Origin of the sequence: Microbacterium sp. bgisy207, from assembly GCF_965345035.1 — a bacterium.
Classification (GTDB): Bacteria; Actinomycetota; Actinomycetes; order Actinomycetales; family Microbacteriaceae; genus Microbacterium.
On the sequence record NZ_CBDRMG010000001.1, the window covers coordinates 122,050 to 142,157 of the forward strand.

Below are 20,108 nucleotides of genomic sequence, written 5' to 3' on the forward strand. Positions count from 1 at the left end.
GCGCTCATTCCTCGGTGGGTCCGAGGAGGGCGGATGCCTCGAACCGCGCGGTCGCAGCCGTTGCGGCATCCAGCGTCAGAACGACGATCTCGTTGCGGCCCGCGCGCGTGACCGGCCCGGGAACATAGAGCGTGCGCTGCGGCCCGGCGCTCCAGAATCGGCCGAGGAAGAACCCGTTGACGAAGGCGAAGCCCTTGCCCCACGTCGCCGTGTCGACGAACAGGTCGGCGGCGGCGGCCAGGTCGAACGTGCCGCGCAGGGTGTCGCGGCCACCGACCGCCGACCCATTCGCGCCTCCCGGCACGGTGGCGACGGCGCGCTCGAGATGGACCGGCTGTGTCGTCCACCCGGTCAGTTCCGCGCCATCGATCCGGACCTCGCCGATCAGGCCCTTGGGCTCACCGAGGCGGATGTCGTAGTTGACGCGACCCTGGTCCTCGACCGTGATCTCGAGCACGGCCCCCGAGGGAAGACGCAGCGCCGTCTCGTGGAGTGTGCGCGAGAGGCGACCGATCTCGACGCCGTCCACGCGTACCCACGCGAGGTCCCGCACCTCTCCGACCGTCAGCAGTCCGCCGCTGCCACCGGGAAGGTCGGCGCGATAGTGCACGAGCGGTCCGACGTGTGCGAGATCGTCGAAGCTCGCGAGACCGTCGGTGCTCGCGCCGAGCGCGCTCGGCAGCCAATCCCCCTCGCGGGCGAGCTCGACCTCGAAGACGGGCGCTGCGGATGCCGTGGCCGGCAGCTCTGCGGGCACCTCGGTGTAGCGGGCGATCACCTCGCGGAACGCGTGGAACTTCTCGGTCGGGTTCCCCGCCTCATCCAGCGGCGCGTCGTAGTCGTACGAGGTGACGATCGGGGCGTACCGCCCCTTATCGTTGGCGCCATTGGTCGTTCCGAAGTTCGTGCCGCCGTGGAACATGTAAATGTTCACCGAGGCGCCCGCTGCGAGCAGGTCCTCCAGTTCGGCAGCGGATGCCGCGGCATCCGTCGTGTGATGTACCCCGCCCCACCAGTCGAACCAGCCGTCCCAGAACTCCGAGCACATCAGCGGTCCGGTGGGCTGGTGCTCGCGCAGGGTCGCCAGACGCTCGGTGGCCTTCGAGCCGAAGGAACCGGTGCGGTGCAGCGTCGGGAGGCTCCCGTTTCGCAGCATGTCGGGCATCGGCTGATCGACGGTCGTGAGGGGAACGGTGATGCCGGCAGCCTCGGTGACCCGCACGAGTTCTTCGAGGTAGGCGACATCTGCCCCGTAGGCGCCGTACTCGTTCTCGATCTGCACCAGGATGACGTTGCCGCCCTGATCGATCTGGCGCGGCGTGACGATCTCGTACACGCGCTGCAGATACTCGGTGACCGCCGCGAGGTACTGAGGTTCGCTGCGGCGCAACCCGATGCCGGGGGTGCTGGTCAGCCACACCGGCAGCCCGCCGTTGTGCCACTCGGCGCAGATGTAGGGGCCGGGGCGCACGATGGCGTACATGCCTTCGGCGGCGACGGCGTCAAGGAAGGCGCCGAGATCGTTCCACCCGGTGGCATCCCACTGCCCGCGCTGCGGCTCGTGCGCATTCCAGGCCACGTAGGTCTCGATCGTGTTCAGCCCCATGAGTCGAGCCTTGCGGATGCGGTCGGCCCAGTGGTCGGGGTGTACTCGGAAATAGTGGAGGGCTCCGGCGAGGATGCGGAAGGGGGCGCCGTCGAGAAGGAAGTCGTTCTCGCCGATGGCGAAGCGGGTCACAGTGCATCTCCTGCAGGGGAATCGAGCTCGACACGCACGCATGCCCAGCTCACGGGGGGAAGGGTGAAAGTGTGTGTGCCGCCGGCGCTCGCGATCGCAAGCTCGCGCGGGGCGACGAGTTCCGCCTCGGGACCGTTCGTCGCGCGGATATCGCCGTCCGGGCCCGCGAGGACGTGCGCGGCGACGACACGGCCCGGCGCTGTGAAGCTCACCTCCTGCGGCTCGGTCAGGCCGCGGTTGACCGCGAACAGAGCGAGACGGTCCTCCTCGAGCGTCGCCACGCTGGCGATCGTCGGAACAGTGCCGTAGCGCGCCGTGTCCACGGCCGCCGACTCGATCACCGGAACGACGACGCGACCGCGAGCGTGATGGGCGGCATCCGCGAACGGGAAGTAGGTGGGCTGGCGCCAGGCGGCGCCGCCGGGTTCGCACCGGATGGGGGCGATGACGTTGACCAGCTGGGCGAGGTTGGCCATCGAGACGCGGTCGGCGTGCGAGACGAGGGAGATCAGCAGAGAGCCGACGACGACCGCATCCAGCGCCGTGTACTCGTCCTCGATGAGGCGGGGCGCCTCAGGCCAGTCTCCGCTGAACACCGCGGGCTTGTCGACTTCGTTCCAGCGGGTCTGGTTCCAGACGTTCCACTCGTCCACGCTGATGCCGATGGGGCGGGTGATCCCGCGCTCTGCGCGCACCTCGTCGATGATGCCCGCGACCTCCTCGAGGTAGGCATCCAGCCCGACGCTTGACGCGAGGAAGCTCGCGGTGTCGCCGTCGTGTTCCTCGTAGTAGGCGTGCACCGAGATGTGGTCGACGAGGTCGGCGGTATGAGTGAGCACGGTGCGCTCCCACGTGCCGAAGGTCGGCATCTCGTGGTTGGAGCTTCCGGCGATCACGAGCTCGACATCCGGATCGATGAAGCGCATGAGCCGCGCGGTCTCGGCGGCGATGCGGCCGTATTCGTCGGCTGTCTTGTGGCCGATCTGCCACGGGCCGTCCATCTCGTTGCCCAGGCACCAGACACGGATGCCGAACGGGGCCTCACGGCCGTTGCTGCGGCGCCAGTCGCTGAGGGCGGTGCCGGAGGGGTGGTTCGCGTACTCGAGAAGCTGCGCGGCCTCGGCGGGACCCCGGGTCCCGAGGTTGACGGCCTCCATCAGTTCGAGACCGACGCTTTCGGCCCACGATGCGAACTCGTGCAGGCCGACGGCGTTGGACTCTGTGCTGTGCCATGCGGCATCGAGGCGCCGGGGACGCTCCTCGCGCGGTCCGACGCCGTCTTCCCAGCGGTAGCCCGAGACGAAGTTCCCCCCGGGATAGCGCACGATCGTCGCGCCGAGGCCCCGGACGAGATCACGGATGTCGCCCCGGAATCCGGCCGCATCGGCCGTGGGGTGGGTGGGTTCGTAGATGCCCTCGTAGACGCAGCGTCCCATGTGCTCGACGAACGTCCCGAAGATGCGGGGGGAGACGGGGGCACCGGGGGAGGAGAGATCGAGGGCGATCATCGCCGTGCGTGTCATGGATGACTCTCTTGCGGGGTCTCGCGGCGTGTCACTGCCGGGGTGGAAGGCGCAGTTGGTGAGCGCCGTGTGTGGATGGGGGCGGGGCGGCCGGTTCGCCACCCCGCCCCCATCGGCTGTCGGGCCTTACTTGTTGACCGTGAAGCCCTGGTCGTTGCCGTAGGTCACGAGCTGGTCCTGCCAGGCCTGGAGACCGACGTTGAGGTCGCTCTGGGTCTGGTAGGACTGACCGACGGTGTCGCCGAAGATGCTGTTGGCGTACACCTGGTACGGCAGGTATTGCCAGCCGGTGCGCACGTCGGCTGCGGCCTGAGTGAGCACCTGGTTGATCTGCTGACCGCCGAAGTACTCCGACTCCTGGTCGACGAATGCCGGGTCGCTCAGCTGAGCGGTCGTCGAGGGGAAGCCGCCGCTCTCGGCGAAGATCTCCAGGCTCTCGGGGTCGTTGTTGAGCCACTTCAGGAACGCGGCAGCGAGGGCCGGGTTCTTGCTCTGCTTCGTCACGGCCTGTCCGCCACCGCCGTTCTCGGCGCTGACCGGGGAACCGTCATACGAGGGCATGGGAGCCACGCGCCAGTCACCGGCACCGTCAGGGACCGACGACTCGAGCACGCCGGGCATCCAGGCACCGATCACGAGCGACGCGATCGTGCCGTCACCCAGGCCGGTGAACCACTCGTCGCTCCACGCGGGGATGTCGGCGAGCAGACCGTTCTCGAGCAGCTGGTTCCACATGTCGGCGAACTGCGTCGACCCCTCGTCCTGCAGGTCGATGGTGATGGTCGTGCCATCCGTCGTCTGGAACGGCTGGCCGCCGGCCTGCCAGATCATGCTCGTGGTGAAGCCGGCGTCGCCCGTGTCGGCGGCGATGAACTTGGTGGGGTCAGCGGCCTGAAGCTTCTCACCCGCGGCGATGAACTCATCCCACGTCGTCGGAACCTCGATGCCGTACTGGTCATACACGGTCTTGTTGTAGAACAGAGCCATGGGGCCGGAGTCCTGCGGCAGGCCGTAGATCTTGCCGTCGAAGTCCACCGAGCCCCAGGGGCCGGCGCTGTAGTCGCCCTCGAGGTCGGCGAAGCCGTACGGCGCGAGGTCGAGCAGCGAGTCCGACAGGGCGAACTGCGGGAACGCGTAGTACTCGATCTGCACGACGTCGGGGGCGCCCGAGCCCGCCTTGATGGCGTTCTGCAGCTTCGTGTATTCCTCGGTGTTGGTGCCCGCGTTCACGAGGTTCACGGTCACGTTCGGGTACTTCGCCTCGAACGCCTCGACCTGCGCCTCAGCGGAGGGTGTCCAGCTCCAGTATGTGATCTCGCCGCCGGCCTCGAGGGCCGCTTCGAGGTCGTCAGCCGAGCCGCTGCCGCCGCCGTTGTCGCCGGACGAGCACGCGGCCAGCGAGCCGCCTGCCAGCAGCACGGCGGCCGCTGCGACGCCTGCGCGGCGCAGAACCGTCTTCTTGAGTGTCATGAGAGTTCCTCACTTCGTTGTCGATGAACCCGGTGCAGGACGCGCCGGTGAGGGGTGGGGTTTTCGTCGGAGCAATGGCCCTCATCTCATTGCTTGACGCTTCCGGCGCTCAGCCCCGACTGCCAGAACCGCTGCAGCACGAGGAAGGCGACGACAATGGGGATGATCGAGAGGACCGAACCTGTGATCACCAAGTTGTAGATCGGCTGAGCGCCGACACCGATGGCCTGCGCGTTCCACTGGTTGAGCCCGACGGTGAGCGGATACCAGGTGGGGTCGCTGAGCATGATCAACGGCAGGAAGTAGTTGTTCCAGGTGGCTACGACCGCGAACAGCGCGACCGTCACGATCCCGGGCGTGAGCAAGCGGATCGAGATCGTGAAGAACGTCCGGAACTCGCCGGCACCGTCCATCCGTGCCGCCTCGAGCAGTTCCGTGGGAACGGCATCCGTTGCGTACACCCAGATGAGGTAGAGGCCGAAGGGGCTGATGAGTGAGGGGATGATGATCGCCCAGGGGGTGTTGGTCAGGCCCAGCTGGCTGAACATCAGGAAGGTCGGCACCGCCAGGGCCGTCCCGGGGACGGCGATCGCACCGAGCACGACGGCGAAGACCGCGCGGCGGCCGCGGAAACGATACTTGGCCATGCCGTAGCCGGCCATCGTCGCGAGGATCGTCGCACCGCCGGCGCCGACGACGACATACAGCAGAGTGTTGCCGAGCCAGCGCAGGAAGATCCCGTCGTTGTAGGTCAGCGTTTGGACGATGTTGTCCCAGAGGGCGAAGTCATCCGAGAACCAGAGACCGAACGTCGTGAACAGGTCGGCCTGCGTCTTGGTCGCGTTCACGAGCAGCCAGAACAGCGGCAGGAGCGTGTAGATCAGGTACACGCCCATGACGAGCGTGAGAACGAGCGAGCGCCGCGCGTGCGTCGGCGACGTGCGAGCCAGAGCCGGGGCGGCCATCAGCGGATCTCCTGTCGGCTGCCGCGAAGCTGCACGACATAGGCGATGATCGCGGTGATCAGGCCCATGATGATCGCGATGGTCGCGGCGTAGTTGTACTGCTGTCCGGCGAAGGACAGGTTGTAGGCGTACATGTTCGGCGTGTAGTAGGTCGTGATGACGTTCGGGGCCAGCGGCTTCAGGATGTTCGGCTCGTTGAACAGCTGGAAACTGCCGATGATCGAGAAGATCGTGGCGATCACAATCGCTCCGCGTACGGCGGGGATCTTGATCGAGAAGATCTGACGCCAGGCACCCGCGCCATCGATGGATGCCGCCTCGTAGAGCTCCCCGGGGATGGTCTTGAGCGCCGAGTAGAAGATCAGCATGTTGTAGCCGACGAACTCCCACGTCACGATGTTTCCGATCGACAGCAGCATCCACTCGGGGGTGAACGGCGCCAGCAGAGGGAAGCCGAACAGATCGTTGATGTTGCCGGTGAGGCCGAATCGGTCGCCGTAGATGTACCCCCACATCAGCACCGCGACCACGGCCGGGACCGCGTACGGCAGGAAGATGACGATGCGGTAGAAGCCGGATGCGTGCAGACGCGCACTGTCGATCGCAAGCGCTGCGGCCAGCGCCAGCACGAGCATGATCGGGACCTGGATGATGAGGAAGAGGAAGACGCGACCGAAGCCGTCCCAGAATTGCGGATCCGTGAAGGCGGTGACGTAGTTCGACAGGCCGACCAACGCGTTGCCGCCGACCAGCTGATCGCGGAACAGGCTCAGGTACAGCGAGTAGAGCAGCGGTGCGAGGAAGACCAGCGCGAACACGACCGCGAACGGAGCGACGAACAGCCACCCTCGTTGCTCAGTGGCCGACTGCGTCTTGCGTGAACGGCGTACGCGCGCCGGGTGTGCGCTGATGGTCGCCATTGTCCGTTGCCTCTTCCGTGAGCCCTAGGGGTCAGTGATGATCGCCCGGGTTGTTGCCGTGGTGGTCCGCACGAGGATTCGCGGAGTGGCGAACGCTCATGTTTACGTCAACATAACTCCCTCGGTCTAGGATGTCAACGTCAACATTGGAGTGAGGCACATGGCTGAAGCGGAGCCGTCGGGTGGTCGGCACAGCGGAATGGCGCGGGCTGCCCGCCGCCGTGAGACGTCCATGGCGGATGTCGCGCGGCGCGCGGGGGTGTCGGGCCAGACCGTCTCTCGCGTGGCGAACGGGCGTGACAACGTCGACCCTCTCACGCGCGATCGCGTGATCGCTGCCATGCGGGAACTCGGGTATCGACCCAACAGCGCCGCACGCGCACTACGCTCGGGACGCTTCCGCAGCATCGGCGTCATCATGTTCTCGCTGTCGTCCTACGGGAACATGCGCACCCTGGATGCGATCGCCTCCGAAGCCTCCGGCGCCGGTTACTCCCTCGCGCTCATTCCGCTGGACTCGGCAACGCAGTCGGACGTGTCGGGGGCGTTCGATCGACTCAGCGAGCACGCCGTCGACGGAGTGATCATCCTCATCGAAACCCACCAGCTGGATGAAGCGGAGATCGCCCTGCCCACCGGGCTTCCCGTTGTCGTCGTCGACTCGAGCGCTCGCTACGCATATCCCGTCGTCGACACGGATCAGGCGCAGGGGGCGACGCTCGCCACCGAGCATCTGCTCGACCTCGGCCACGAGACCGTCTGGCATATCTCGGGGCCGCGGGAGTCCTATGCGGCCGAGCGTCGCCGTGCTGCGTGGGAGGTTGCTCTCGAACGTCGTGGCGCGCGGATCCCCGACGTCCTCATCGGCGACTGGACGGCGGAGTCGGGGCACGAGCTGGGCCGCATCCTCGCGGCCAGGGCGGATGTCACGGCTGCATTCGTTGCGAACGATCACATGGCGCTGGGCGTCATGCGCGCCTTCCATGAGGCGGGACGGACCGTGCCGGGCGACCTCAGTATCGTCGGCTTCGACGACGTGCCCGAAGCTGCCAACTTCTGGCCGCCGCTGACGACCATCCGCCAGCGTTTCGACCGGGTGGGCGAGTCGGCGATGCGCGCGCTCATCGCCGAGATCGAGGGAGAGAGCCCCTCGGGCCGCGAGCTCGTGCCGACGACTCTCGTCGTGCGCAGCAGCACGGCCGTCCCGGATCGTGCTGCACGGCGTTGAGTCGTGCTCCTGGTGTTCGTGCTGCTGCAGCGACTTGTCACGACGCGGCGAGAATGACGCGGCGGAACCGGGGTGTCCGCGCCCGGTCCGCCAAGCCCCTACGATGTCGGCATGCGGGAGCTATGGGCGAGCCTCTTTCGCCTTGATCCGCTGACGGCTCCCGCCTGGCCCAGGGCGATCCGCGCTGCGGTCGCTCTGGGGCTCCCGGTGGCGATCGCGGCGCTGCTGGGTGTTCCGCATCTCGGCTACACCGCTGCGGTCGGCTCGTTCGCGGCCCTGTACAGCGGCACCCTGCCCGCGCGCGAGCGCGCCAAAGCCGTTCCGTTCATCGCGGTCGGCCTGGTGATCGCAGCGGCCTTGGGGGTCGCGGTGGGTTGGTCGAGGCCGCTGACGGTCCTGGTGCTGGCGCTGGTGGCGATCGTCGCGGCCGTCCTCGTGTACGGGTTCTCGGTGGGGCCGCCGGGTGTCATGTTCTTCGTGCTCGTGTACGGGATGTTCGCGCATGTGCGCGCCCTCTCCTCTGAGCAGGCAGCCATCCAGAGCCTTCTGGCGCTCGTTCTCGGGACGCTCCTGACCTACGTCATCGCCATCGCGCCGCTGTTCGAGAAGCGGCCGGATGCTCCGACCCGGCCCCTGCGTGAGATCCTTCCGCGCTCGCGCTGGGACGACGCGGCGCGCCTGCTGCTGGAGCGAACCATCATCGTGGCGGTGGTCGGATCGGTTGCGGGCCTGTTCATCGATCCGGTGCGGGCATATTGGATCGTCGCGGCGGGCGTCACCGTCGTGGGGATATCGGTCGTGCGCACCGCGACGGTCGGTCGTGGCGTCCATCGCATGGTCGGCACCGTCGTCGGCGCGGGCGTCTACCTGGTGCTCGTGCTCTTCCCCTGGGAACCGCTCGGAATCGCGGTGCTGCTGGCGGTACTGCAGTTCGGTATCGAACTCGTCATCGCGCGCAACTATGCGCTCGCGCTGATCCTCATCACGCCGCTCGTCCTCGTCCTGACGGGAGCGGCGGCGGGGCAGTTCGGCTCGGTGGAGATCGCGGGCGAGCGGATCGTGGACACGATCGTCGGCTCTGTGCTGGCGGTCGCCGTCACCTTCGTGCCGCTCCCGGCGCTCCGTGGCCGTCGGGGCGCGCGCGGCTGAGGCCCCCGAGGAATGACGAGCGGAGGGGTCAGGCTCCCAATGCGGCCGAGACGACGGCGCGCGCCTGCTCCTGCACCTCGCGCAGGTGCTCCTCGCCCTTGAGGGATTCGGCGTAGAGCTTGTAGACGTCCTCGGTGCCTGATGGACGTGCGGCGAACCAGGCGCTCTCGGTCTGCACTTTGAGACCCCCGATCGGAGCTCCGTTGCCGGGCGCGTGCGACAGCTTGGCCGTGATCGGCTCGCCGGCAAGTTCGGTGGCGGTCACCGACTCGGGCGAGAGCTTCGCGAGCGTCGCCTTCTGCGCGGGGGTGGCCGGCGCGTCGACCCGCTGATAGACGGATGATCCGAACTGCGCTTCCAGTTCGGCGTAACGCCGGGACGGCGACGTGCCGGTGACGGCGAGAATCTCGGCGGCCAGCAGGCACAGCAGGATGCCGTCCTTGTCGGTCGTCCAGACGGAGCCATCCGTGCGGAGGAACGACGCGCCCGCCGACTCCTCGCCGCCGAACGCGACCGAACCGTCCAGGAGCCCCGGCACGAACCACTTGAACCCGACCGGCACCTCGTACAGGTCCCGGCCGAGGGCGGCGACGACCCGGTCGATGATCATCGACGAGACGAGGGTCTTGCCGACAGCGGCATCGGGCCCCCATCCATCGCGGTGCGAGAACAGGTAATCGATGGCGACCGCGAGGTAGTGATTGGGGTTCATGAGCCCGGCATCCGGAGTCACGATGCCGTGGCGATCTGCGTCGGCGTCGTTGCCGGTGAGGATGTCGAACTCGTGGCGACGTGCGACGAGAGCGGCCATCGCGGACGGCGACGAGGGATCCATGCGGATCTTCTCGTCCCAGTCGAGCGTCATGAACTTCCACGTCGGATCAACATCCGGGTTCACGACGGTGAGGTTGAGGCCGTACACCTCGGCGATGAGCGCCCAGTACTCGACGGATGCCCCGCCGAGCGGATCGGCGCCGATCCGGATGCCCGAGCGCGCGATCGCACCGACGTCGATGATGTTCTCGAGGTCGCGCACGTAGGCGTCGCGGAAATCGTAGGAGCCGATGCGCTCGCCATCCATGTCGGCGTAGCGGACCCGCTTGACTCCTTCGAGGCCGGCGGCGATCAGCTCGTTGGCTCGATTCGCGATCCAGCCGGTCGCGTCGGTGTCGGCCGGGCCCCCGTGGGGTGGGTTGTACTTGAACCCGCCATCGCGGGGAGGGTTGTGCGAGGGGGTCACGACGATGCCGTCGGCGCGCGTCGGATCGTCGGGCGCCTTGCCTCGGTTGTAGGTGAGGATCGCGTGACTGAGCGCAGGGGTCGGAACCCATGAGTCACGCGAGTCGACGCGCACCCCGACACCGTTTGCCACGAGCACCTCGATCGCGCTGCGCTCGGCGGGGCGCGACAGCCCGTGCGTGTCGCGTCCGAGGAACAGCGGGCCCGCGATGCCGTTCGCGGTGCGATAGTCGACGATCGCCTGTGTGGTGGCGAGGATGTGCACTTCGTTGAAACTCGTCGAGAGGGACGAGCCGCGGTGGCCGCTCGTACCGAAGGCGACACGCTGCGAGGGTACTGCGGGGTCGGGCACCCGCTCGTAGTACGCGGCGATCAGTTCGTCGATGTCGATGAGGTCGGATTCTTCGGCGGGAAGACCTGCGCGGCTCATGCTCCCAGTCTGTCACCCGCGGGGCCCCGCGCAATGCCTTGACGGTCACGAGGATCCCCGCCTGCGGGAGGTCGAGCCGCGGTCTAGGCTGGGTTGCCGTGAGCGACGAGCCCGAAGCGAACCGCCGGACCTACAGTTACCTCGGTCCCGCGGGGACTTTCACCGAAGCCGCCCTGGCGCAGGTGCCCGAGGCGCGCGGTCAGATCTGGCGTCCGGTGCGCAACGTGGGTGAGGCGCTCGCTGACGTGGTCGAGGGTCGCTCGGACGCGGCGATGATCGCGATCGAGAACTCCGTCGACGGCGGTGTCTCGACCGCGCAGGACGCACTGGCCACCATGCCGGGGCTGCGTATCATCGGCGAGTATCTCGTGCCGGTGGAGTTCGTGCTCGTCGGTCGTCCCGGCACTCGCCTGGAGGATGTGTCGCTGGTGGCGGCGCATCCGGTCGCCTACGCCCAGTGCTTGCGGTGGCTGACGGCGAACCTGCCCGCGCACGCGCACATCCCGGCGTCGTCGAACGTCGCCAGCGCTGTCGGGCTCGTCGACGGGACATCCGACGCGCAAGCCGCGATCGCGGCTCCCGGCATCCTGGAGCACCTTGACGTGGAACTGCTCGCGGAGGGAATCGGTGACAACGCCGAGGCTGTCACGCGGTTCGTTCTCGTCGGTCGCACCGTCGCGCCGCCCGAGCCGACCGGTGCCGACAAGACCTCACTCATCGCGGAGCTGCCCGATGACCACCCTGGTGCGCTGCTCGAGATGCTCGAGCAGTTCGCGACCCGCGGGATCAATCTGAGTCTGCTCGCGTCCCGGCCGATCGGGGACGCGCTGGGACGCTACCGATTCGTCATCGACGCCGACGGGCACATCAAGGACGAGCGCATGGCCGATGCCCTGTTGGGGCTTCGGCGGTTCAGCCCCAAGGTGATCTTCCTCGGTTCCTATCCGCGCGCCGACCACGCGGTCGTGCGATACCCCGATCGGTACTCCGACGACGTCTTCGTCGAAGCCCGCGATTGGCTGCGCGGCCTTCTGTCGGGCGAGCCCGACGCTGACGCTGAGCCTGGCGTCTGAGTCCGGTGCTCGAGTCGGACTCGACGGCAGGGAATCGACGCGTCGCCGCCGACGGGCTCGAGGTCGTCAGCGGTTCTTGACGACCTCGTAGGCTGCCAGCGCCGCATCACGGGTCGCCTTGAGGTCGACGATCGGCTCCGGTGCGCCCTCGCCGGCGTACTCCGGAGCCCAGCGGTGCACGTACCTTCGGTCCGGGTCGAACTTTGCGGCCTGCAGCTCCGGGTTGAAGATGCGGAAGTAGGGGGCGGCGTCGGCACCGGATCCCGCGACCCACTGCCAGCTGAACGGGTTCGATGCGGCATCCGCGTCCACCAGGGTGTCCCAGAACCACTGCTCGCCCTTGCGCCAGTCGATCAGCAGATTCTTCGTGAGAAAGGATGCTGTCACCATCCGCACACGGTTGTGCATCGTGCCGGTATGCCAGAGTTCACGCATTCCGGCATCCACGAGGGGAACTCCGGTGCGCCCCCGCTGCCACGCCTCCAGCCGCGCCGGGTTCAGCCGCGGCCACGGGAACGCGTCGAACTCAGAGCGCCAATTCTTGGTCGCCAGGTCCGGGAAGTGGAACAGGATGTGCCATGCGAACTCTCGCCATCCGACTTCGGCGAGAAACTTCTGCGCCGCGGCGGCGTGGGGGCCGTCGGCGTAGCGGGCACGGGTCTGGTGCCAGACCTCGTGCGGGCTGATCTCGCCCCACCGCAGGTGCGGAGATAACCGCGAGGTGACGGGGCGGTCGGGCCTGTCGCGCCCCTGCGCATAGTCGGGCAGATCCTCGGCGAGGAATGCCGCGAGACGGGACTGGGCGGACGCTTCGCCGGGCTCCCACGTGTCGCGCAGGCCCTGGGCCCAGTCCGGGTCGGTGGGAAGAAGGCCCCAGTCCTGGAGGTCGTCGCTGTCGATCTCGAGGCGGGCGCCGCGAGCGGCGGTGGGCGCCGGCAGCGGGTCGCGCGGCTCGGGCAGGGCCAGACAGGCTTTCCAGAAGGGAGTGAACACGCCATAGGGCGTGCCCGACCCGGTGCGGACGGTCCAGGGCTCGAACAGGAGGTTGGCGCCGAACGAGCGCACGTCGAGGCCGGCATCCCGCAGATCCGACTTCAGGCGCGCGTCGAGCTCGCGTTCGGGCGCGGCATAGCGGCGATTCCAGTAGACCGCGTCGGCATCCGTCTCGGCGACGAGGGCCGGGATGACCTGACCCGCCGCCCCGCGACGCAGGACGAGCGAGACGCCGAGCTCGCCGAGGTCGCGCCGGAGCGCGTTCAGGCTGTGGTGCAGCCACCACCGGCTGGCAGCGCCGAGGGGACGGATGCCGGGGGAGTGCTCATCGAGGACGAAGACCGCGACGATCGGCTCTCCGCGCGTCACGGCTTCGTGGAGTGCGGGGTTGTCACCGATCCGCAGGTCGTCTCGGAACCAGACGATCGTGCGAGGAGTCACCTTGGGATGCTATCCGCGTCCTGATGCCGTGGGGCGCGATCGGGCGGCATCCGTGTGTGCCCGCGAGGCGACTCACGCCGCTGCGGCGAGGAGCTCCAGTGTGCGCAGGCGTGCGGGAGCGGCATCCATCGGGTCGTTGTCGCGGGCCGCCGAGACGGGGGAGATCATGATCTCGTCCACCTGCCACTGCGTCGCGAACGACCGGAGGCGCTCGGCGACGGCGTCCGGCGTCCCGATGAACCACCGTTCGCGAGCCCAGGAGATCAGCGGTGCTGCCAGCCCGTCCGTCTGCTCGGCTGCCGCGGCCTCTTCGACGGTCTCGAGAGCCGTCAGCGGGCGCCCGGTACGCAGCCGTGCCATCATCCGGACCTGGGGAAGTGCGAGCGCGTGCGCGTCGGCATCCGTGTCGGCGACCACGACGTTCGCGGTCAGGAACGTGCGCGGCTCGTCGCCGTCGACTGCGGGACGGAACTGCGATCGGTACAGGCCGAGCGCACGCTCGAGCCCTTCTCCGCTGAAATGGTTCGCAAACACGTACGGAAGTCCCATGGATGCCGCCAGCTGCGCCGAGTAGTCGCTCGAGCCGAGCAGCCATACCTCGGGTGCGGCGGTTGCCGCGGGCGTCGCGTGCACGGCATACTCCTGCCCCGACGTGAATCTCAGGCTCGCTCCTTCGGGGGAGGAGAGGGCGAGGATGTCGCGGATGTTGTCGGGGAAGCGCTCGACGTCGCTGGTGGTTCCGGACTGTCGCAGGAGTTGCGTGATGACGGGGTCGCTGCCGGGTGCTCGACCGATGCCGAGGTCGATGCGGCCGGGGGCGATCGCTTCGAGGGCAGCGAACTGTTCGGCGACGACGAGGGGCGAATGGTTGGGGAGCATGACCCCGCCCGAGCCGAGGCGGATGCGGGAGGTGCGCGCCGCTGCGGCTGCCACGAGCACGGGCGGTGACGTCGAGGCGACGGCCGGCATGTTGTGATGCTCGGCGAACCAGTAGCGCCGGTACCCGAGGCGGTCAGCGGCCTCCACGACGGCGAGGGACGCGCTGATCGCTTGCGCGCTCGTCTGCTGCGAACGGACGGGGACGAGGTCGAGGACCGAGAGGGCCAGTGGTGCGGCAGACATCATCAGTGACAACGGCGAACCGCGTGATCTCATTCCGAGAGCCTGTTCCGCGCAGCCGCCGACGCGTCTCCTCGCCCGGGGGCGGATCGGTGCGCGGGGGGTGAGGGGCCATCCGGGCGGGGGAGCTCGGGCGAATCGCCGGCCCGTGCGCTGTCACTATCGAGCGCTAGCCACTGCCCGCTCGGCGGTGTCGGCGAGGAGTGCCACGGCCGCGTCGACGGCGGCGGGCAGAACGTCATCGGGCTCGTCGCCGAGATGTAGGCGTACGTGGCCCGCCGCGGTCGCGGTCGCCCACCCGAGATACACCGTGCCCGGCGGATGGCCGTCCGCAGGTTCGGGCCCGCCGACGCCCGTCGTCGAGACGGCGATGTCCGCGTCCAGCAGCTGTCGCACGCCGGCGGCGAGCTGCTCCGCGCATTCCGGAGAGCACGGATCGAGGTCCGGTTCGACGCCGAGGACGTGTTGCTTGACGTCATAGAGGTACGCGACCACTCCGCCGGCGAACCACTGACCCGCCTTCTCGCCCTTGCCCACCTCGCTGGCGACAAGGCCCGATGTCAGCGACTCGGCCACGGCGATCCGCAGCCCATGATGCTGCGCGATCTCGGACAGTCGACGGATGGCGTCCTGTCCATGGTCGTCGTCGGCCAGTCGGATGTCGTTCATGGTCACCTCCGCGAGCAGGATAACCGCCGAGGTGCGCCACGGCATGCTCCGTTGCGGGGGCTTGCGCGGGAGTCAGAAAGGTGCTGGGTCGCTGGGGTCGTCGGGGGTGAAGTGCACGGAGACAGGGGGCGGATGGTCTGTGTAGATCCGGCCGGTGGGCGAGGTGAACTGGAGGATGCCACCGTCGAGCTGTCGAATGCGCCAGGCAGTGAACTGCTTCATCGAATGATGTCGTTGACACAAGTGGCACAGGTTCCCGTGCTCGGTCTTGCCGCCCTTGGCGTAGTCGTCGTTGTGGTCGACCTCGCAGTTGATCGCGGGGATGCGGCATCCGAGCGTTCGGCAGTGTTGGTCTCGGGCTCGAAGCCAGCGATTCAGGGCCGCAGGTCTGGCATACCCATCTGCGGCCAACACCGCCCCGCTGACCGGGTGGGTGACCAGCCGCTCCCACCAGGTTGCGCCGGCCGCGAGCTGGCGCGCGGTCTCGGGGTCGATGGGGGAGTGCCCCACGAGGTCCGCGGGTCCGGCCGTGTCGGTGGTGCTGCCGACAAGGGTGAGCGCGGGGATGACGACCTGCACCTTCGCGCGAATGGCGCCCAGGGGGCCCGTTCCGTCCCCGGCAAGGGGGTCGACAACGGGCGAACCAGCGAGCAGCAACTGTGAGAACAGGTCGGCTCGGATCTGGTCTATCGTCCGGGTATCCCCGGTGAAGGTGTGTCCGTCAACGTCGGGTTCTTCCTCGGCGGCATCTGGGGTCGGTCGCGAATCGATGACGAGTCTGGCCATCTGAGTGAGCCGGTCGTGGATGCCGATAGCGATCACCGTCGGCACCGGTGCGCAGACCTCGCTCATCCCGCCCGACAGGGGCCTGATCCGAACGGCGCGTCCCTCGCGTGCTTCCAGGTGACGCTCCGGCATGGTGCGCGGGTGCATGCGCTCGGCGAGGATCATGATCGACGAGCGAACCCGGTTCGCCGAGTCGGTCAGGCACCGTTCGGTGGCCAGGCGGTCGAACTCCGCGCGCACGTCGGGAGGCAGCGGGGCGCCGGCCTCGACGACGAGGGTGACGTGCTGACGGGTGATCGCCCCGGTCTCGCGTGCCGCGAGCAAGGTGGGATAGTCCTCGACGAGTTCGACAGCGTCATTGATCTGGCGCTGCATCGACCTGTCACTGACGCGCGAGGCGGCCGCGAGCTCCAGGGCGACCGAGCGCAGGGCCATATCGTGCGCGCGAACCCTCGCGCCCTGCCCGGATGCCTGCTTGCGTGCCAGCTGCCCGGCCCGAGCGAGCACGCGCACACGCGCCACCTCTTCGCGGGCTGCCCGAATCTCCACGTCCTCGAAGTCGGAGAGGATCTGGCGCAGGGCGCCGAGGTCGGCATCCGTGTACCCGATCACCGACCCGATCGGCCGGTCACCCTTTCCATCATTCGAAGACATGTTCTAATGATGGCAGGGGCCCCCGACATTGCGTGAGCGTGTAGGGCCGGAGCATTCTCATCGGCTGCGACCGACCTGACGGCGCTCGCGGCCTCCTACGGTGCGGTGATGTCGTGTCCGGCGGGAATCGCGATCACGAGACTCTTCTGCTCGACGCGGCACTCGATTCGTACGGCCTCACCGAACTCGTCCCCGTCCAACTGAACGTGCTGTGGGGCCTCGGGCATGATCTCGACGGTGGTGCCGCGCGAATAGACGATCGCGTTGTCGGCGGTGCGCAGTTTCAGCAGGGCCTGGGTGCGCTGGAAGCGACGGCGCAGGAAGCCGTTGATCCACGCGACCCTGCGCCACACGAAGAACCAGCCGAAGAACCCCTTGGGCTGGATGACGGCCACATCGAGCTGCCCGTCCGCGACGGATGCTTCGGGGATCAGCGTCAGTCCCGCCGGCAGTGAGCCGCAGTTCGCGAAGAGGACGCTCTGCACGCGGGCGGTCCGCATCCGCTGACCCGACACCTCGTACAGGATGCGGAACGGTTTGGCCGTCCACAGGGAACGTGCGGCCCCATCGACGTAGGCGATCCAGCCGAGCCGCTTCTTGAGATCGCTGTTCGTGTTCGCGATCATCGCCGCATCCATGCCCATGCCGCCCATGACGACGAACGCGTGCTCATGGTGCGATCCGTCCGCGCGCCGGATCTGGGCGATTCCGACGTCGATCGTCTCGTGGTCGCCGGAGAACGTCGCCGTCACCATCGCGTCGGGAGGTGACAGGGGCAGCTGCAGGTTGCGGGCCAGGAGATTCCCCGTGCCCGACGGAACGATCGTGAGCGGGACGCCGGTGCCGGTGAGCGCCTCGGCAACGGCGCGGACGGTGCCGTCACCGCCGGCGACGAGCACGGCATCCGCCCCCGCCTCCAGCGCTTCTCGCGTCGCGAGCTGGCCCAGATCATCGACCGTGGTCTCGAAGAACAGGGGGTTGCCCCAGCCGGCCTTTGCCGACTCGCGTTCGACCGACGCGCGGATGGCGTCCTCGTCGACCTTGATGGGGTTGTAGACCAGCGCGGCGCGCTTCTTGTCGGCCGGTTCGGTCTCGTGGCCCGCGGAATCGACCGGGGAGTCCGTTCCAGGGGTGTTCGTCGACGCGGCTTCCTCGTCGGGTGGGGAAGCGTGCGTCATGCACACACGATAACCCTCCCGCGGCGGGGAGCCGGATCAGGCCGCTGTGACAGACTTGTCGGGTGATCGATCCTGTGCTGCTTCGTGAGAATCCCGAGCTGGTCAAGCGCTCGCAGGAGGCTCGGGGGCACTCGTCCGACACCGTGGATGCCGCTCTCGCTGCCGATCGTGAGCGTCGAGCGGCGCTCACGGCCTTCGAGGAGCTTCGGGCTGCGCAGAACGCCCACGGCAAGAAGGTGGCGCAAGCGCCCAAGGATGAGAAGGCGGCGCTCGTCGCCGAGGCCAAGGAACTGAGCGAGAAGGTCAAGCAGGCCCAGCAGCGGGTCGCTGTTGCCGAGGAGGCGGCCGAGGAGGCGCTCTCGCGCATCGAGAACATCGTGATCGACGGTGTTCCTGCCGGTGGTGAGGCGGACTTCGTGACGCTGCGCACGCACGGCGAGCCGCGCGCCTTCGATTTCACGCCGCGTGACCACCTCGAGATCGGCGAGATCCTCGGCGCCATCGATGTGGAACGGGGCACCAAGGTGTCGGGCAGCCGCTTCTACTTCCTCACCGGCGTCGGGGCGCGCCTCGAGCTGGCCATCATGAACCTCGCGCTGGACCGTGCCCTGCAGGCCGGCTTCACTCCGGTCATCCCCCCGACACTCGTGCGCCCCGAGGTCATGCGGGGCACCGGCTTCCTCGGTGAGCACGCCGATGAGATCTACCACCTCGGTGAGGACGACCTGTTCCTCGTCGGCACGAGCGAGGTTCCGCTCGCCGGCTACCACATGGACGAGATCATCGACTTCGCCAAGGGCCCGAAGCGCTACGCCGGCTGGTCGACCTGCTACCGGCGTGAGGCGGGTTCGTACGGAAAAGACACCCGCGGGATCATCCGTGTTCACCAGTTCAACAAGCTGGAGATGTTCGTCTACACCACGATGGAAGACGCGGAGGCGGAGCACCTTCGCCTCGTGGGGATGCAAGAGCGGATGCTGCAAGATCTCGGCCTGGCCTACCGGGTGATCGATGTCGCCGCCGGCGACCTCGGCTCGAGTGCTGCGCGCAAGTACGACGTCGAAGCCTGGCTTCCCACGCAGGGCGCATACCGCGAGCTGACCAGCACGAGCAACTGCACGACGTTCCAGGCGCGACGTCTCGACATCCGGCACCGGCCAGACGGCGGCAAGACGCAGCACGTGGCCACGCTCAACGGCACTCTCGCGACCACGCGCTGGATCGTCGCGCTGCTCGAGACGCATCAGCGGGAGGATGGATCGGTCGCGGTGCCCGAGGTGCTGCGTCCGTATCTCGGTGGGATGGAGATCCTGGAGCCGGTCGCGTGACGGATGCCGCGCTGCCGCGCACTGGTGAAATCGAGGCGGTTCCCGAGGAGGATGCCGGCGAGATCGTCGAGGAACTCGCCGAAGTCACCGAGCGTCATCCGGGGAGCACCCCGCGTCTGCTGATTGCTCTGGACATCGACGGCACCGTTCTGCTCGAAGACGAAACGCTCAGCCCCGGGGTCGTCGACGCCGTCGAGCATGCGCGCCGGGCCGGACACGAGGTCATGCTGGCGACCGGTCGCTCGTGGTCGAGCACTCGCGGCGTCGTCCGCGTTCTCGAGATCGAACCCGACTACGTCGTCTGCTCGAACGGAACCGTCATCCTCAAGAAAGTGGAGGGTGACGAGGCGCACTACGAGCAGGTGCACACCGAGACGTTCGACGCGACGGAGGTCGTCACGCTCCTGCGCGAACACCTCCCCGACGCGAAGTACATGGTCGAGCTCGAGGACGGCAGCCGCCTCTACACCGAGGAACTGGACGACTGGAATCTGCTCGGCGCCCGCCGGGTGGAGTTCGACGAGCTGACGCGAGAGCCGGTGTGCCGCGTCGTGGTCGTCTCACCCGATCACGCCGAGGGCGACTTCGTGGACCTTGTTGCGCAGGTGGGCCTGAACGAGGTGTCGTACGCGATCGGCTGGACGGCGTGGCTCGACATCGCCCCTCCCGGCATCGACAAGTCGACCGCACTGGAGATGGTGCGAGAGTGGCTCGGCTTCGACCCGCACGACGTGCTCGTCATCGGTGACGGCCGCAACGACCTGGGCATGTTCGCGTGGGCGCTCGAGAACGGGGGTCGCGCGATCGCGATGGCGCAGGGTCCGCAGGAGGTTCTCGATGCGGCGGGCGAGGTGACGACATCCGTCCACGAGGGTGGTGTCGCGGCCATCCTGCGCGCGCTCTGACTCGGCGGGAGGAACCTCGCCGAGGTGGTCGGATAGAGTGGACGCCGTTCGATGGATGCCGTGTGCGGCGTCGTCGGGAGGGTTGTCCGAGCGGCCGATGGACCTGGTCTTGAAAACCAGTGGGCAGCAATGTCCCGTGGGTTCGAATCCCACACCCTCCGCCATCGGAAGAGGCGTCGCCCGGGGGGCGGCGCCTCTTTCGATTCTCGGGCGCGGCGGGTTCGAACCCTTGGGTGGGCCCACGCCGCCGGAGGCTCCGCGCGCCGCGTAGCGGCGTGTGGAGTGGCGGTGGGGACGAAT

Annotated in this window: 16 protein-coding genes and 1 tRNA gene; 6 read left to right on the forward strand and 11 right to left on the reverse strand. The window is 68.1% G+C overall.

Features of this window, described 5'->3' with window-relative positions:
* Positions 1 to 4 precede the first annotated feature (4 nt).
* From ACSGC5_RS00580 to ACSGC5_RS00600, 5 genes are all read right to left on the reverse strand, one after another.
* Entirely contained in the window at positions 5 to 1,738 is a 1,734-nt protein-coding gene (locus ACSGC5_RS00580; protein ID WP_434968689.1) for a glycoside hydrolase family 35 protein, read from the reverse strand.
* Positions 1,735 to 3,261 (reverse strand): alpha-N-arabinofuranosidase, encoded by a 1,527-nt coding sequence (locus tag ACSGC5_RS00585; RefSeq protein ID WP_434968690.1) that lies wholly within the window; start codon positions 3,259 to 3,261, stop codon positions 1,735 to 1,737. Before ACSGC5_RS00585 ends, ACSGC5_RS00580 begins: the two co-directional genes overlap by 4 nt.
* 126 nt (positions 3,262 to 3,387) lie before the next feature.
* Positions 3,388 to 4,731, reverse strand: coding sequence for an ABC transporter substrate-binding protein (locus tag ACSGC5_RS00590; protein WP_434968691.1), 1,344 nt, complete (start codon positions 4,729 to 4,731; stop codon positions 3,388 to 3,390).
* Positions 4,732 to 4,817: 86 nt separating this feature from the next.
* Positions 4,818 to 5,696, reverse strand: a complete 879-nt coding sequence (locus ACSGC5_RS00595) for a carbohydrate ABC transporter permease (RefSeq protein WP_434968692.1) — start codon at positions 5,694 to 5,696, stop codon at positions 4,818 to 4,820.
* Positions 5,696 to 6,616, reverse strand: a complete 921-nt coding sequence (locus ACSGC5_RS00600) for a carbohydrate ABC transporter permease (protein ID WP_434968693.1) — start codon at positions 6,614 to 6,616, stop codon at positions 5,696 to 5,698. The genes ACSGC5_RS00595 and ACSGC5_RS00600 overlap by 1 nt, the downstream gene beginning before the upstream one ends.
* 232 nt (positions 6,617 to 6,848) lie before the next feature.
* Here ACSGC5_RS00600 and ACSGC5_RS00605 point away from each other — a divergent pair, with 232 nt between their 5' ends.
* A complete protein-coding gene (locus tag ACSGC5_RS00605) occupies positions 6,849 to 7,844 on the forward strand; it encodes a LacI family DNA-binding transcriptional regulator (RefSeq protein ID WP_434968858.1) in 996 nt (331 codons plus the stop codon).
* Positions 7,845 to 7,955: 111 nt separating this feature from the next.
* Positions 7,956 to 8,993, forward strand: a complete 1,038-nt coding sequence (locus tag ACSGC5_RS00610) for an FUSC family protein (RefSeq protein WP_434968694.1) — start codon at positions 7,956 to 7,958, stop codon at positions 8,991 to 8,993.
* A 28-nt stretch (positions 8,994 to 9,021) separates the two neighbouring features.
* Here the strand turns inward: ACSGC5_RS00610 and pgm are convergent, their stop codons facing one another.
* Positions 9,022 to 10,662 (reverse strand): phosphoglucomutase (alpha-D-glucose-1,6-bisphosphate-dependent), encoded by a 1,641-nt coding sequence (gene pgm, locus ACSGC5_RS00615; protein WP_434968695.1) that lies wholly within the window; start codon positions 10,660 to 10,662, stop codon positions 9,022 to 9,024.
* Positions 10,663 to 10,760: 98 nt separating this feature from the next.
* Here pgm and pheA point away from each other — a divergent pair, with 98 nt between their 5' ends.
* Positions 10,761 to 11,735, forward strand: coding sequence for a prephenate dehydratase (gene pheA / locus ACSGC5_RS00620; protein WP_434968696.1), 975 nt, complete (start codon positions 10,761 to 10,763; stop codon positions 11,733 to 11,735).
* Between the two features lie 66 nt (positions 11,736 to 11,801).
* On the opposite strand, the gene ACSGC5_RS00625 is transcribed toward pheA, so the two are convergent.
* The 5 genes from ACSGC5_RS00625 to ACSGC5_RS00645 all read right to left on the reverse strand — a co-directional run bounded on the left by ACSGC5_RS00625 (position 11,802) and on the right by ACSGC5_RS00645 (position 17,575).
* On the reverse strand, positions 11,802 to 13,169 hold the full coding sequence (locus tag ACSGC5_RS00625; RefSeq protein ID WP_434968697.1) for a cryptochrome/photolyase family protein: 1,368 nt from the start codon (positions 13,167 to 13,169) through the stop codon (positions 11,802 to 11,804).
* Between the two features lie 72 nt (positions 13,170 to 13,241).
* On the reverse strand, positions 13,242 to 14,324 hold the full coding sequence (locus ACSGC5_RS00630) for an LLM class flavin-dependent oxidoreductase (protein ID WP_434968698.1): 1,083 nt from the start codon (positions 14,322 to 14,324) through the stop codon (positions 13,242 to 13,244).
* Between the two features lie 123 nt (positions 14,325 to 14,447).
* A complete protein-coding gene (locus tag ACSGC5_RS00635; protein WP_434968699.1) occupies positions 14,448 to 14,957 on the reverse strand; it encodes a CinA family protein in 510 nt (169 codons plus the stop codon).
* 72 nt (positions 14,958 to 15,029) lie between these two features.
* Positions 15,030 to 16,397: a DUF222 domain-containing protein gene (locus tag ACSGC5_RS00640; protein ID WP_434968700.1), complete on the reverse strand. Its 1,368-nt coding sequence runs from the start codon at positions 16,395 to 16,397 to the stop codon at positions 15,030 to 15,032.
* A gap of 95 nt (positions 16,398 to 16,492) precedes the next feature.
* Entirely contained in the window at positions 16,493 to 17,575 is a 1,083-nt protein-coding gene (locus ACSGC5_RS00645; RefSeq protein WP_434968701.1) for a diacylglycerol/lipid kinase family protein, read from the reverse strand.
* A 62-nt stretch (positions 17,576 to 17,637) separates the two neighbouring features.
* On the opposite strand from ACSGC5_RS00645, the gene serS reads away from it, so the two are divergent.
* The 3 genes from serS (at position 17,638) to ACSGC5_RS00660 (ending at position 19,972) form a co-directional block, all read left to right on the forward strand.
* Positions 17,638 to 18,903, forward strand: coding sequence for a serine--tRNA ligase (serS, locus tag ACSGC5_RS00650; RefSeq protein WP_434968702.1), 1,266 nt, complete (start codon positions 17,638 to 17,640; stop codon positions 18,901 to 18,903).
* Positions 18,900 to 19,808, forward strand: a complete 909-nt coding sequence (locus tag ACSGC5_RS00655; RefSeq protein WP_434968703.1) for an HAD family hydrolase — start codon at positions 18,900 to 18,902, stop codon at positions 19,806 to 19,808. The genes serS and ACSGC5_RS00655 overlap by 4 nt, the downstream gene beginning before the upstream one ends.
* Before the next feature lie 76 nt (positions 19,809 to 19,884).
* A tRNA-Ser gene (locus ACSGC5_RS00660) sits at positions 19,885 to 19,972 on the forward strand.
* Positions 19,973 to 20,108 lie beyond the last annotated feature (136 nt).